This window comes from Acidocella sp. (genome assembly GCF_028687955.1).
Lineage (GTDB): Bacteria > Pseudomonadota > Alphaproteobacteria > Acetobacterales > Acetobacteraceae > Acidocella.
Map to the genome: position 1 here is coordinate 20,098 of NZ_JAQTZC010000017.1, position 12,564 is coordinate 32,661.

General features: G+C 62.7%; 11 protein-coding genes. 2 read left to right on the forward strand and 9 right to left on the reverse strand.

Annotation, left to right across the window (positions count from 1 at the left end; translation table 11 throughout):
- Nucleotides 1-4 precede the first annotated feature (4 nt).
- Both PHE40_RS03875 and PHE40_RS03880 read right to left on the reverse strand, forming a co-directional pair.
- On the reverse strand, nt 5-1,432 hold the full coding sequence (locus PHE40_RS03875; protein ID WP_299958251.1) for an HlyD family type I secretion periplasmic adaptor subunit: 1,428 nt from the start codon (nt 1,430-1,432) through the stop codon (nt 5-7).
- Nucleotides 1,401-3,551: a peptidase domain-containing ABC transporter gene (locus PHE40_RS03880; protein ID WP_408838513.1), complete on the reverse strand. Its 2,151-nt coding sequence runs from the start codon at nt 3,549-3,551 to the stop codon at nt 1,401-1,403. The genes PHE40_RS03875 and PHE40_RS03880 overlap by 32 nt, the downstream gene beginning before the upstream one ends.
- 366 nt (nt 3,552-3,917) lie before the next feature.
- Between PHE40_RS03880 and PHE40_RS03885 the strand changes: the two genes are divergently transcribed.
- Complete coding sequence (locus PHE40_RS03885; RefSeq protein WP_299958257.1) at nt 3,918-4,409, forward strand: GNAT family N-acetyltransferase; 492 nt, start codon at nt 3,918-3,920, stop codon at nt 4,407-4,409.
- 42 nt (nt 4,410-4,451) lie between these two features.
- On the opposite strand, the gene PHE40_RS03890 is transcribed toward PHE40_RS03885, so the two are convergent.
- Together PHE40_RS03890 and PHE40_RS03895 are read right to left on the reverse strand one after the other, a co-directional pair.
- Nucleotides 4,452-5,624, reverse strand: a complete 1,173-nt coding sequence (locus PHE40_RS03890) for an iron-containing alcohol dehydrogenase (protein WP_299958259.1) — start codon at nt 5,622-5,624, stop codon at nt 4,452-4,454.
- A 1-nt stretch (nt 5,625) separates the two neighbouring features.
- Nucleotides 5,626-6,987 carry a glutamine synthetase family protein gene (locus PHE40_RS03895; RefSeq protein WP_299958261.1) on the reverse strand — a complete coding sequence of 454 codons (1,362 nt, stop codon included), beginning with the start codon at nt 6,985-6,987 and terminating at the stop codon, nt 5,626-5,628.
- 179 nt (nt 6,988-7,166) lie between these two features.
- Here PHE40_RS03895 and PHE40_RS03900 point away from each other — a divergent pair, with 179 nt between their 5' ends.
- Nucleotides 7,167-8,711 carry an amino acid permease gene (locus PHE40_RS03900; RefSeq protein ID WP_299958264.1) on the forward strand — a complete coding sequence of 515 codons (1,545 nt, stop codon included), beginning with the start codon at nt 7,167-7,169 and terminating at the stop codon, nt 8,709-8,711.
- A 249-nt stretch (nt 8,712-8,960) separates the two neighbouring features.
- Here the strand turns inward: PHE40_RS03900 and PHE40_RS03905 are convergent, their stop codons facing one another.
- From PHE40_RS03905 to PHE40_RS03925, 5 genes are all read right to left on the reverse strand, one after another.
- On the reverse strand, nt 8,961-9,440 hold the full coding sequence (locus tag PHE40_RS03905) for a helix-turn-helix domain-containing protein (RefSeq protein ID WP_299958267.1): 480 nt from the start codon (nt 9,438-9,440) through the stop codon (nt 8,961-8,963).
- A gap of 207 nt (nt 9,441-9,647) precedes the next feature.
- Nucleotides 9,648-11,132, reverse strand: a complete 1,485-nt coding sequence (gene lnt / locus PHE40_RS03910; protein WP_299958270.1) for an apolipoprotein N-acyltransferase — start codon at nt 11,130-11,132, stop codon at nt 9,648-9,650.
- Nucleotides 11,125-11,781 carry an acireductone synthase gene (gene mtnC / locus PHE40_RS03915; RefSeq protein ID WP_299958273.1) on the reverse strand — a complete coding sequence of 219 codons (657 nt, stop codon included), beginning with the start codon at nt 11,779-11,781 and terminating at the stop codon, nt 11,125-11,127. Before mtnC ends, lnt begins: the two co-directional genes overlap by 8 nt.
- On the reverse strand, nt 11,781-12,320 hold the full coding sequence (locus tag PHE40_RS03920; RefSeq protein ID WP_299958275.1) for an acireductone dioxygenase: 540 nt from the start codon (nt 12,318-12,320) through the stop codon (nt 11,781-11,783). Before PHE40_RS03920 ends, mtnC begins: the two co-directional genes overlap by 1 nt.
- The coding region (locus PHE40_RS03925) for a class II aldolase/adducin family protein (RefSeq protein WP_299958278.1) at nt 12,317-12,564 on the reverse strand (248 nt) is incomplete at its 5' end. The genes PHE40_RS03920 and PHE40_RS03925, both read right to left, overlap by 4 nt.

Consider the following 12,564-nt stretch of genomic DNA (forward strand, 5'->3'; position numbering starts at 1 on the left):
CGTCTTATGGCTCATGCATGCTCTGGTAGACCACGGGCAGTATCTGCCGCATGAAATAGGCAAGCATCGTGCGCTGCCCAACCTTCACATCCGCCTCCACCGGCATGCCCGGCATCAGGTGGAAGCCCGGCGGAACATTATGCAGGTTCAGCACGTCGATCGAAATCTGTGCCCTGTAGAACAAATCATGCGGGGCGTTGGGCAACGGCACGCCGTTCACCCCATAGGCCTGCTGATCGAGCGGGTTGATGCTCTGCGGGCTGATGGAGGTCACCGTGCCGAACATCTGGCCATATTGCAGATACGGGAGCGTGTCGAGCTTGATGGCAACCGGATTTCCGACCGAGACATAACCCGATTGCGACCCGTCGATATCGACCTCGACGCTGAGCGGCGCATTCACCGGGGTCAGGTCCATGAAGCTCTGCCCGCTTTGTAGCTGGCTACCCACCGAGACAGGCGCAATCGACTGCACAATGGAATCCTGCGGCGCGGTCAGCACCACCAGCGAGTTGTTCAGCTTCGCCTTGGCCAGCGCCTGCTGCGCCTGCGCCAGATTGTTGAGCGCGGTGGCCAGCTGCTGCGAGATATTGGCCTTCCACTGCTGGATCGAGCTGTCGCGCTGGGCGGTTACCGAGGCAATCTGCTTTTCCGCCGCCTTGGCGGAAGAAATCGCGCTTTCGAGCGACGCCTGCATGCCGACCCTGTCATCCGTGGCGGCCAGAGTGGCCAGTTTGCTGCCCACCTGCAACTGCTGCAAATCCTTGCGCATGGCCTCCACATTCGTGGCAATGCCGAGCCGTTGACGATAATAGGCCGCCTGTTGGTTATATCCTTTAATCTGAGTCTGCAGCTGGTTTATCTGCTGGTCGTAATACTCCACCGTGGAGTTATACTGGCCGATCTGCTGGTTATAGGTCTGCAACGCCAGTGTGGCGGCCGGGTTGTTGGGGTCGCCGTAATAGGGCTGGCCGTTTTCCTGGGCCTGCAACTGCGCCACCTGCGCGGCGTAGCTTTGCTGCTGCTGGGTCAGCGATGTCAGATCGGCCTCGGCATAGGTCGGGTTCAGCGTCGCCAGTACCTGCCCCTTGGCGACGAACTGCCCCTCATGCACGTTGATGCTCTTGAGGATGGAGGCCGTCGAATCAGCGGCAAACGCCTGCACCACCGTATCGGGATCGGCGGAGACCAGCGTGCCGCTGGAGGTGACGAGCTTGTCAACCGGCATCACGCCCGAGGCGGTGAGGCCCGAGAGCACAAGCGCGCTGACGAACCAGTTGATATAGCGCCCCGTGAACGGCACCGGCGTGGCGATGACAGCCGCGGTCGGCGACTGAAACTCCAGCACCGCCAGCGGCAGCGTCTCGGCCTTGGCCAAGGCGTTGGCCGGAGCAAACGTCTTAGGCAATAGTCGGCTTAGGCGCAGCAGCATGGGCGTTTCCTTGTGGGTCGAGATGGCGGTTCTGTTGCAGCCACAAATGGCGATAAATGGCACAACGCTCCACGAGTTCGTGATGCGTGCCGATATCCACGGTGCGGCCGCGATCCAGGACCATGATGAGGTCGCAATCAATCAGCGAGGACAGCCGGTGCGAGACGATCACCATGGTCCGCCCCTGCGCGATTCGCAGCATGTTGGCGTTCACCAGCGCCTCGCTCTCGGGGTCCAGAGCGGAGGTCGCCTCATCGAGGATCAGCACCTTCGGGTCGGAGATCACCGCGCGCGCAATCGCCAAACGCTGCTTCTGCCCGCCCGAGAGGTTGGGCGAACCTTCCTGGATGAATGTGTCATAGCCCTGCGGCAGGCGCTCGATGAATTCCTCCGCCCCGGCCAGCCGCGCGGCCCGCACCGCGTCCTCAAAGGAGAGCCCCGGCCGCCCGGCGATGATATTATCCTTCACCGAGCCGCGGAAGAGGAAGTTGTCTTGCAGCACCATGCCAAAACTCTTGCGCAGATGCCGCAGATTTATCTCGCGCATATCCGTGCCGTCGATCTTGATGGCGCCCGAATAGTCGCGGTTGATCCCTTGCAGCAGCCGCGTGACGGTTGATTTCCCCGAGCCCGAGCGCCCCACCAGCCCCAGCATGGTTCCCGCCGGGATCTTGAAGCTCATCTTGTCCAGCGCGGGCGTCTTGGAGCCTTCATAGCTGAAGGTTACATCGTCGAACTCAACCGCGCCCTCAAAACGCGGCCGCAGCCCGTGGGTCAGCGCGCGCTTCTCATTCGGCCGGTTCAAAATCGAGCCAACCTGCCAGATCGCGGCCTGCGCCCTCTGCACGTCCTGCATCACCGTCGCCAGGCTCACCAGCGGTCCCGCCACCCGTCCGCCGAGCAGCATGTAGCCGGTGAGCGCGCCAATATCGAGCGGGTTGTTGGAGTTCATGGCGATATAGGTGCCAAAGATCATCACCCCGTACTGGCTGTAACGCTGCAGGGGCATCACCAGCATGGCCGGCCAGTTCGCCAGCTGGCCCATCTCCATGCCCAGATTGGCCGAGGTGGCAACCTTGCGGTCCCAGTCAGCCGCCCGGGTCGGCTCCAGCGCCAGCGCCTTCACCGTGCGGATGCCGTAAATGGTCTCGACCAGCACCGAGCCCTTGGCCGATTCCGCGGCGATCAGCTTGCCGGTCATGATCCCCAGCGGACGCAGGAAGATGCCGATGATCACCGCGATCAACGCCGCGGCGATCAGCACGGTCCAAGCCATCGGGGCGCTCATATAAAACAGGATCGGCAGCAGCAGCGCCACCATGAACACATCGATGAAGGTGTTCATCAGCCGCCCGGTTAAAAACTCGCGGACCTGATAAATCTGCTGCACCTTATAGGTGAGCACGCCTGCCTGTTCACGTTCGAAAAACTCAATGGGCAGCGAGACCAGCCGGTCAAAAATCCGCAGGTTGAGCCGCGCGTCGAGCTTGGTGGCGATCATCACCTCCAGCAGCTTGCGCCCGAAAGTCAGGATCATCTCAAAGCCGGTGGAGAGAATGATCAGCACCGTCACCAGCGCCAGCGTGTTCCAGCTATGGTACTGGATGACCGTGCCGATAACCCGCATCACCATAAAGATCGGGATGATGCTGAGCACGGTGATGGTGATGGACGCGATGCCGATATCGCGCAGTAGCGCCCGGTCTGACCATACCAGCCGGGCCAGCATGGTAAAATTGAAAGCCTCGTCGTCCGGACTGCCCTCGCGCGTGGCGCGTACGAGCAGGGTGGCGCCGCTCCAAAGCTGTTTCAGCCGCAACTCATCCACCGGCATCGCCGGGTCGCTCACCCGCCCGCGCGGGTCACGTAGCAGCAACACCTGGTTCTCCGGGTCACGCCCGGTCACCAGCGCCGCGCCGCCATCGTCGAGCAGCAGGATGATCGGCGCGGCATCCTCAATTCGCATCAGCTGGCGGAAGGTCATCGGCGTCCCGCGCGCCCACAGCCCGGCGTCCTTCAGCCAGTCAAGCAGAACCAGCGGGGAGGGCGCGGCGTCATCGGGCTGCAGCCGCAGGTTTTCAGGGTTCAGTTCAACGCCATGGTAGCGCGCCACATTCATCACCGCGGTCAGCCGGGCCTGCACCAGGGGGCTGACGTTGATCTCGGCATCCATCAGCGCCGCCATGTCCAGGTTGGGCGCGCCATGGTCCGCGGCGGAATTCGCGCCCGGATCGCGCTGCGTATCGTTCATGCGGTATCAACCTTCTCTGCACAGCTACTTTACCTCGGTGACCCGAGGGGGTGTAGGCGGCTTATGCCCGAATTGCGCTTGTGAATACAACGCCATTCGATCAACTTATCATTAAGGTTGTGTTTGGTCAGGTTGTGATTTTCCCAAAATGCCACCCGCCGAGCGCCGGTGCGCTGTTCAATATTGCCGGAATCTGCAAATTTAACCCATCAAATGGGGGGATCATCGTCTCGTATGGAAATCTTGAACGCAACTGAAGCGGACCTGCCTGACATCCAGTCGATCTACGCGCATCATGTGCTTGCCGGCACCGGCACTTTTGAGGAAGCGCCGCCCTCGCTTGAGGAGTTTCAGGCCCGCCACCGCGCCGGCGTGGCCGCTGGTCATGCCTGGCTGGTGGCGCGTGATGCTTCCGGCTGCCTGGGTTTTGGCTATTACGGCGCGTTTCGCCCGCGCGCATCCTACCGCTTCACGGTGGAGGACAGCGTGTATGTTCGCGAAAACGTGCATGGCCAGGGCGTAGGCAAGGCCATCGTGGCGGCGCTGCTGGCCCACGCGGCAGCCGCTGGGTTCAAGCAGATGCTGGCGCTGATCGGTGACTCCGAGAACGTCGCCTCAATCGGCGTGCATGCGAGCCTGGGCTTCCAACCCGTCGGCACCATGCGCAAGGTCGGCCATAAATTCGGCCGCTGGCTGGATGTCGTGATTATGCAAAAGGGGCTCTGAGCCAGCCCGGGCCAAGGGGCAATCCCCTGGCCCGGCAGTCCGTTACGCGCCCAGCCCCTCCAGGGAGCCCTTCATCGCCGCCACGAGAATCCGCTTCATATCAGCGGCGGTGGCGGGGCGGGGGTTGTCGGGCGTGTTGGGGTCGAGGAAGGCTTCCTGCGCCAACCCGTCCAGCGCATCCTCCGTCACCTTCAAATCCACGATGGTGTGCGGAATTTTCAGCGCCGCGCGCATTTCCAGCACCCAGGCCATAAACCCGTCGAATCCGCCCTCAAGCCCGAGGCAGCGCGCCAGCACCGCCATCCGCTCCTCGATCACCGGCCGGTTATAGGCCAGCACATAAGGCATCAGCACCGCGTTGGTCAGCCCGTGATGCGCGTGGAAGCGCGCGCCGATCGGGTGGCTGAGCGAGTGGATCGCCCCCAGCGCCTTCTGGAAGGCGGTTGCCCCCATCGAGGCGGCGGCCAGCATGTTCATGCGCGCATTCGCGTTGCGCGGCTCGTTCACGGCGGTGATGAGGTTTTCCTTCACCAGCAGCATCCCCTGAATGGCGATGCCATCGGCGATGGGATGGTAGAACGGCCCGTAATAAGCCTCCAGGCAATGCGCCAGCGCGTCCATGCCGGTCCAGGCGGTGATGCTGGCGGGCAGCCCGTAGGTCAGCTCGGGGTCCAGGATCACCAGCCGCGGCAGCATCTGCGCGTGCAGCAGAATCAACTTGCGGCCAATGCTCGTGTCGGTCACCACGCTGGCGCGGCCCACTTCGGAGCCTGTCCCCGCCGTGGTCGGCACCGCGAAAATCGGCGGCAGCGGGCGCTCCAGCTCCGGCCCGGCCCGTGTGATCTCAAAATCCCACAGCGGGCGCGAGGTCGATACCGCGAGCGCGATGGTCTTGCCGCAATCCAGCCCCGAGCCGCCGCCAATGGCGATCACCGCCTCCGCCCCATGCGCTTTATAAACCTCAGCCCCCGCTGCCACGTTGGCGGCAATCGGGTTGGGGTTCACATCATGGAACACGGCCGGCGCAATGCCCTCTGCCTCCAGCCCCGCCACGATGGCCGCGAAAAACGGCAACCCGGCAACGCCGGGGTCGGTCACAACCAGCACGCGCTTGAGCCCAAGCGCCTTCACCCGGCCCGGCAGTTCGCCAATGCGCCCCGCCCCGGCCAGAATCTCAGTCGGGATACGCCAGGTGCCGCGCAATTCGATCGTCATCTCACATCCTCTCAAATGACCGGAAACGTTCCCAGTCGGTAACAGCCGCGTTGAACGCGTCCAACTCAACCTTCGCCATATTGGCGTAATGCGCCACCACCTCGGCGCCGAAGGCAGCCTTGTTGAATTCGCTCTCGCCAAACAATTTCGCTGCTTCCGCCAGCGTGCCTGGCACGCGCGGCAACCCGGAAACATAGGCATTGCCTGTAAACATCGGCACCGGCGGGAGATCGCTCTCTACCCCGTCCAGCCCGGCGGCGAGCATGGCGGCCAGTACCAGATACGGATTCACATCGCCGCCCGGTAACCGGTTCTCCACCCGCAGCGATTTGCCATGCCCCAGGATACGCAACGCGCAGGTGCGGTTGTCCATGCCCCAGGCCAGCGCGGTAGGCGCGAAGCTGCCGGCCGCAAAGCGCTTGTAGGAGTTGATGTTGGGCGCGAAGAAGAATGTCAGCTCCGGCGCGTGCTTCAGCAAACCCGCCAGAAACTGCAGGAAGAACTTGGAGGGGCTATGCCCGTCCTCGCCCAGGAACACCGCCTTGCCGTTGCTGTCGCGCAAGGAGAGATGCGTATGGCAGGAGTTGCCCTCGCGCTCGTTGAACTTGGCCATGAAGGTGATGGCATGACCCATCGACGCGGCGATCTCCTTCGCCGCTTCCTTATATATAACATGCGCGTCGCAGGTGGTCACCGCGTCGCTGTAGGCGAAGTTGATCTCATGCTGCCCGAGATTGCATTCGCCCTTGGAATTTTCGACCTGGATTCCCGCTGCCTCCATCGCGTTGCGAATCGCCCGGATCACCGTCTCCACCCGCGCGGTGCCGAGGATGGAATAATCATTGTTATACTGGTTCGCCGGGGTCAGCCCGCGATAAGCGCGGTTCCAGGCATCCTCGTAGGTATTCTTGAAGAGAATGAACTCAAGCTCGGTGGCGGCAAACGCGCTCAGCCCGTGCGCCGCCAGGCGCGCCAGCTGCTTCTTCAGCATGGTGCGTGGCGCGACGTTGGCCGGGCGGTGGCCTTTCAGCTCGATGTCGCACAAAATAATCGCAGCCCCCGGCTGCCAGGGGGCAAGACGCAGGGTTGAGAGGTCGGGCGCGAAGATGAAATCCCCATAGCCTTTTTCCCAGGAAGTAAGATCGTACCCAGGAACCGGCGCGCATTCGATGTCGGTGGCGAGCAGGTAGGAGCACCCCTCGGCAGCCTCGGAGGTCACTGAGTCGAAGAAGAATTTCGGCATCACCCGCTTGCCCTGTAGCCGCCCCTGCATATCCGGCGCGGCCATGATAATCGTATCAATCTGGCCGCGTTCACACATCTCACGCAGCGCCGGCAGGGTCAGTTTCGGTTCGTCAGCCATGGGTGCCTCCCTCTATTTTTCTGATATAAGCACAGCTTTGGCGGCGCGAGAATGACAGCGCAACACACCAGCTCCCGCGTGAAATGACAGGGCATTAAGTTTCGCTTGAAGAATGTGGGCGCTTCTGCCTAGACTGCTTCAATCGTTAATGGTGGGTGAACCACCCGAGGGGGTTAAAAATGGCGGACCAGACGGAACAACAAATTCTCGCGGCCGATGCCGCGACCCTGCACAAAATGGGCTACGCGCAGGAACTTTCCAGGCGCATGCATGGGTTTTCAAATTTTGCCGTATCATTCTCCATCATCTGCATCCTGGCTGGCGGCATCACCTCCTTTCAGGTCGGCTTCTCCACCGGCGGCGGGCTCACCGCCATTGTCGGCTGGATCGCGGGCTGCACTTTCGCGCTCATCGTCGGCCTCTCCATGGCGCAGATCGCCTCGGCTTACCCCACCGCGGGCGGCCTCTACCACTGGTCTTCCATTCTCGGCGGGCGCGCCTGGGGGTGGATCACCGCCTGGTTCAACCTGCTGGGCCTCATCTTCGTCATCTCCTCGGTGAACGTCGGGGTCTACAACCTCGGCGTCGGGCTGATCCTCAATAATATTTTCGGCATCAACACCTCCGCCTGGGGTTTTGAGCAGCAGACCCTCGCAGTCGTCTGCATCACCCTGGCCCAGGGGCTGCTCAATCATTTTGGCATCCGCACCACGACCAAGCTGATTGACTTCTCCGGCGTGCTCATTCTGGTCATCGCCGTGTTGCTGACCGGTGTGATGCTCTTCGGCGTCCAGCATTTTGATTTCTCACGCCTCGTCACCTTCACCAACTACTCAGGCGATGCCGGCGGCGGCGTGGTGCCGCATGCCTCCAGCCCGTTCTACCTGTTCCTGCTGGCGCTGCTCTATCCGCTCTACACCGTCACCGGGTTTGACGGTTCAGCCCACACCTCGGAAGAAACCGTTGACGCCCGCCGCAACGTGCCGCGCGGCATCCTCAATGCCATCATCTGGTCGGCCGTGTTCGGCTTGGCGATGGCCGGCGCCTTCGTCCTGGCGATGCCCGACCAGGCAAAAGCCGCGGCCGCCGGCGGCAACGTCATCTTCAACCTGATGGCCTCGCTCACGGTTCCCAACTGGATCAAGGATATTCTCTATGTTGGCATCGTGCTGGCCAATTTCCTCTGCGCCCTGGCGGGCGTCACCTCCACTTCGCGCATGGTCTATGCCTTCTCGCGTGACGGCGGCCTGCCCGGCAGCAAATGGCTCAAGCAGGTGAATGAGACGCATCGTTCGCCGGTCTACGCCATCTGGTTCACCGTGGTGCTCTCCATCGCCTCCACGCTGTACTCCCCGGCCTTCGCGGCTCTGGCCGCCGGCTGCGCGATGTTCCTCTACATCTCCTACGCCATGCCGATCCTTGCCGGGCTGTTCGCCGAGGGCAAAACCTGGACCGAGTTCGGCCCCTTCCGTCTGGGCGCCTTCTCCAAACCGCTGGCGCTCATCACCAGCGTCGGCGGCATTGTCATCATCTACATCGGCACCCGCCCCCCTAACAACATTCTGGACAGCTACTTCATCGGTCTGCTCGGGATCATGGCAATCATCTGGTTCGGCATCGCCCGCACCCGCTTCCCCGGCCCGCCGATCGGCGCCGCCGCGGTTGCCGCCCGCGCTGCTGAAATCGCCGCCGAGGAAGCCGCCCTGCGCGCTTCGTCTGACTAGAGCGCGATCGTTTGAGGCTCGCTCGCCTGGGCGAGCCGAAAGCGTGAATCGCCCTCGGAAAAATGGCCAGAGCGCGATCGTTTGAGGCTCGCCCGCCTGGGCGAGCCGAAAGCGTGAATCGCCCTCGGAAAAATGGCCAGCGCGCGATCGTTTGAGGCTCGTTCGCCTGGGCGAGCCGAAAGCGTGAATCGCCCTCAAAAAAACGGCGCCGTAAGGCGCCGTTTTCATTTAAGGTTGAAGCCGCAAGCCTCAACTGGTTTCTAATGTCGCCTCTGGTGACGCCAGGGATTTCATCAGGTCGAACATGCGCTTGCGCATCGCTGGGTCGGCAATGCGGTAATAGGCGCGCACCAGTTCCAGTGTTTCGCGCTTGGTCAAATGGTCATCCACCCCGGCGGCGAAAGGCTCCTGTGCCTCGGCGAAACCATGCATGCGCCCGCGCGGGCCTGAGACGGGGCTCTCCGACATGCCCTCAGGCATATCATCAAAAAAATAGCTGATCGGCACATCCAGCACGCGGGAAATATCAAACAGCCGCGATGCGCCAACCCGGTTCACGCCGCGCTCATACTTCTGCACTTGCTGGAAGGTCAGGCCCAGCGCATCGCCCAGCCGCTCCTGAGACATGCCAAGCAATGTCCGGCGCAGCCGCACGCGTGAACCAACATGGATGTCGATTGGGCTCGGGCGGCTTTCGCGCTCCGGGCGGTCGGCGTTCTCTTCGGCCATTTAACTCAACATCTCCAACAATAGGAGCGGCTATCCGCGCTTCCCGGCACGCTTGGCAGCCCCAGCACTCCCGCCGCCCATCACCACCCAGGGTAAAGTGCAGCATGGCTATGATGATTACCAGAGGTTAGCGAACATGACAATACAAAAAATACAAATAAAGAATTATTAAAGAGACGACGCGGCTGAAGAAACATAAATATTAGGTTATGTCAGGATGGAAATTAGCACGCCGGAAACCGTTGCCATAAAAGCGAGCATAGCAGGGATTACAAGCCCGACCCTAGCAAAAAGCGGCGGCGGTAGCTTTCCTGGCAAAGATGTAACCAACACCCCCTGGCTATTTAAGGGCAGATAGGCCTCGACATGGCCAAAAGCATTAAACATCGCGGTGATGCCGGAATTCGCGTCGCGCGCGAGTGGCAGCCCTTCCTCCACGGCGCGCAGCCGCGCGTCGGCAAAATGCTGGCGCGGCCCAGCCGAGTTGCCAAACCAGGCGTCGTCGGTCACATTCACCAGCCAGTCCGGGCGGTCATGTTCATCCACAATCTGCCCGGAAAAAATGGCCTCATAACAGATCAACGGCCCCACCGGCGGCAGGCCGGGAATGTGCAGCGTCTTGGGCCCGGGGCCGGGGGTGAAGCCGCCGCCCAGCATGTCGGGGATTATTTTCAGCGGAATCCATTTTGGCGTATATTCGCCAAAGGGCACCAGCTTCCATTTGTCATAGATTGCAACCGCCGGCAGCGGTCCGTCGGTCACGACCAAAGAGTTGCGGAAATCGGTCGCGCTCACCCGGCGCAGCGAGCCTGCCAGCACCGGCGCCGTCCCCGTCACCGCGGCAAGTTCCTGGCGCGCCACCGCGTCGCTATCCAGCAGCCATGGCGAGGCCGCTTCAGGCCAGACCACCGCCGTGGCGCCGTTGCTCAGCCCGGCCTGGCTCATGGCCAGCAGCTGCTGCCAGCGCGCCAGCAGCGCCGCGCGGTCGTAGGAGCCGGGCACCGGAAAATCGGGCTGCACCAGCGCAAGGGTGACATTCGTTCCGGTAACCGGCGTTTGCAGCCGGTGCCAGCCATACCCGGCCCACACGAGCAACACCGCCACCAGCACCGCCAACCCCCGGCGCCCGAACATCGGCAGCCCGGCCAGCAGTACCGTCAGCAGCGTCATGCCCTGCACGCCCATCAGCGCGGCCGGCTGGATCAACACATCGCCCACGGTGCCGGGAATCGTCCAATCCGTACCCCATAAGTTCCATGGAAAACCCGAGAAGGCGAATTGCTGGACCAGATTCGCAGCACTCCAGGCCCCGGCGAACACCAGCAGGCGGCCAAACCCCGGTTTCACCGCGCGCGCCGCCAACGCCGGAATAATTGAATAGAATGCCACCGCCGCGGCCAGCAAAGGCGCGGCGAAGGGCACCAGCCACCAGAAGGTCGCAAGCTCTGTCAGAATCGGTTCGGTGATCCAATACAGCCCCGCCAGCCCAAGGCCAAAGCCGAACAGCCAGCCTGTCAGCGCCACCTGCTTCCAGCTTTTCGCGGCCCCGATCAGCCGTATAAACGCCGGTATGCTGAACAGCAGCACCGGCAGCAGATGCACCGGCGGCAGGCCGAGCGCTGAGGCCATGCCCCATAAAAAAGCCCGCACCAGCGGGCGGGCGGCCAACCAGGCGCCTGCTCGTTTAAGCACGCGGCAGGCCAAATTTCTGCGCCACCTCGGCAAAATCCGCCGCGGTTTCGTGCCGCGCCGATGCCTGCGTTCCATCCTGCGCGCGCACCAGCTGGCAGGTGCGCAAGCCCGCCGCGCGCGCCGCATCCAGCTCCGCTTCCATGTCCGAGAGAAACAGCACTTCACCCGCCGGAAGCCCAATGCCGCGCGTAATCGCGCCATAGCTCGCGGCCTCGCGCTTCGGCCCGGCCTTGGTGTCGAAATACGCCTGGAACAGCGGCGTCAGGTCGCCCGCGCCGCTATGGCCGAACAGCAGCTTCTGCGCTGGCACGGAGCCGGAGGAATACACATAAAGCCTCACCCCCCCGCGCGCCCAGCGGCGCAGGGTAGGGGCCACATCCGCGTAGATTTCCGCCTTCAGCTCCCCCGCCGCATAGCCTTCCTCCCAGAGCATCCCCTGGATGGCCTTCAGCATCGGGTCTTTCTCGTCGCGGTCCATCTGCGCGTACAGCACCTCCAGCGGCGGCACCGCTACGCCGCCCACCTGCGCATGCGCCGCGCAAAACGCCGCGAGCCGCGCCCGCGCATAGGGAAACAGCACCCGGTGCACAAAGGCGATGGGCGTGGTTGTGCCCTCAATATCCGTGAGGACGGCGGCAGGCGGCAGCATCAGGCGACCGGGAAGCGGCTGGAAATATCGTCCCCGGTGAACTGCGCGACCCAGCCGGAGGTGTCGGTGAATACCCGCAGCGCCGTGAATAAAGGTTTTTTCCCCGCATCGAACCAGTGCTTCGCGTTGGCGGGCACGCGCAGCAGGTCGCCTTGCTCGCAGAACGCATCATACACCCGCCCGTTTTCATGGATCACGAAATGCCCGCTCCCCTTGACGAAAAAACGGATTTCATCCTCGCTGTGCGTGTGTTCCTTCAGGAATTTCTCGCGCAATGCCGGGGCCGCGGGATTATCAGGCGTCATTTTGATGACATCGGCCGAACCAGCCCCCGTGGCGCCCATCAGCGCATCGAGATACGGCCGGTAGGCGGCCAGAATCTCCTCCGCCGGCTCCTCGCCGCTCAGCTTCACCGGGCTCTCCCAGCGCGCGAAGTCAACGCCGATCTGGCTCAGCTCCGCCGCCACCGCACCCGCATCCTCCGCGCAGAACACCGCTGCGCCGGGCGTGTGGTCCTCATAGATCGTCAAACGGCTCATTTCATTCGTCTCCGTTCCAACTCACATTGCAGCAGAAATTCCAGCGCCTCCAGCCGCCAGTAGGCATGCTCCACGCTGGTTCCCCAGGCATAAACGCCATGCCCGGCGATGACATAGCCAATCGGCGGGTCGCGCAGCAGCAACGGCTCGATATAGGCGGCCAGCCGGCCGATGTCCTGGTCATTGGCGTATACCGGCAGCACCACGTCCATCTCATGCGTGGCAAAGCCAAAGGCCTTCAAAA

Coding starts and splice junctions, on each gene's coding strand:
- PHE40_RS03875 (WP_299958251.1), bottom strand. CDS start 1,432: ATGCTGCTGCGCCTAAGCCGACTATTGCCTAAGACGTTTGCTCCGGCC.
- mtnC (WP_299958273.1), bottom strand. CDS start 11,781: ATGCTGCCGCCTGCCGCCGTCCTCACGGATATTGAGGGCACAACCACG.
- PHE40_RS03900 (WP_299958264.1), top strand. CDS start 7,167: ATGGCGGACCAGACGGAACAACAAATTCTCGCGGCCGATGCCGCGACC.
- PHE40_RS03905 (WP_299958267.1), bottom strand. CDS start 9,440: ATGGCCGAAGAGAACGCCGACCGCCCGGAGCGCGAAAGCCGCCCGAGC.
- PHE40_RS03880 (WP_408838513.1), bottom strand. CDS start 3,551: ATGAATGTGGCGCGCTACCATGGCGTTGAACTGAACCCTGAAAACCTG.
- PHE40_RS03885 (WP_299958257.1), top strand. CDS start 3,918: ATGGAAATCTTGAACGCAACTGAAGCGGACCTGCCTGACATCCAGTCG.
- PHE40_RS03895 (WP_299958261.1), bottom strand. CDS start 6,987: ATGGCTGACGAACCGAAACTGACCCTGCCGGCGCTGCGTGAGATGTGT.
- PHE40_RS03890 (WP_299958259.1), bottom strand. CDS start 5,624: ATGACGATCGAATTGCGCGGCACCTGGCGTATCCCGACTGAGATTCTG.
- PHE40_RS03920 (WP_299958275.1), bottom strand. CDS start 12,320: ATGAGCCGTTTGACGATCTATGAGGACCACACGCCCGGCGCAGCGGTG.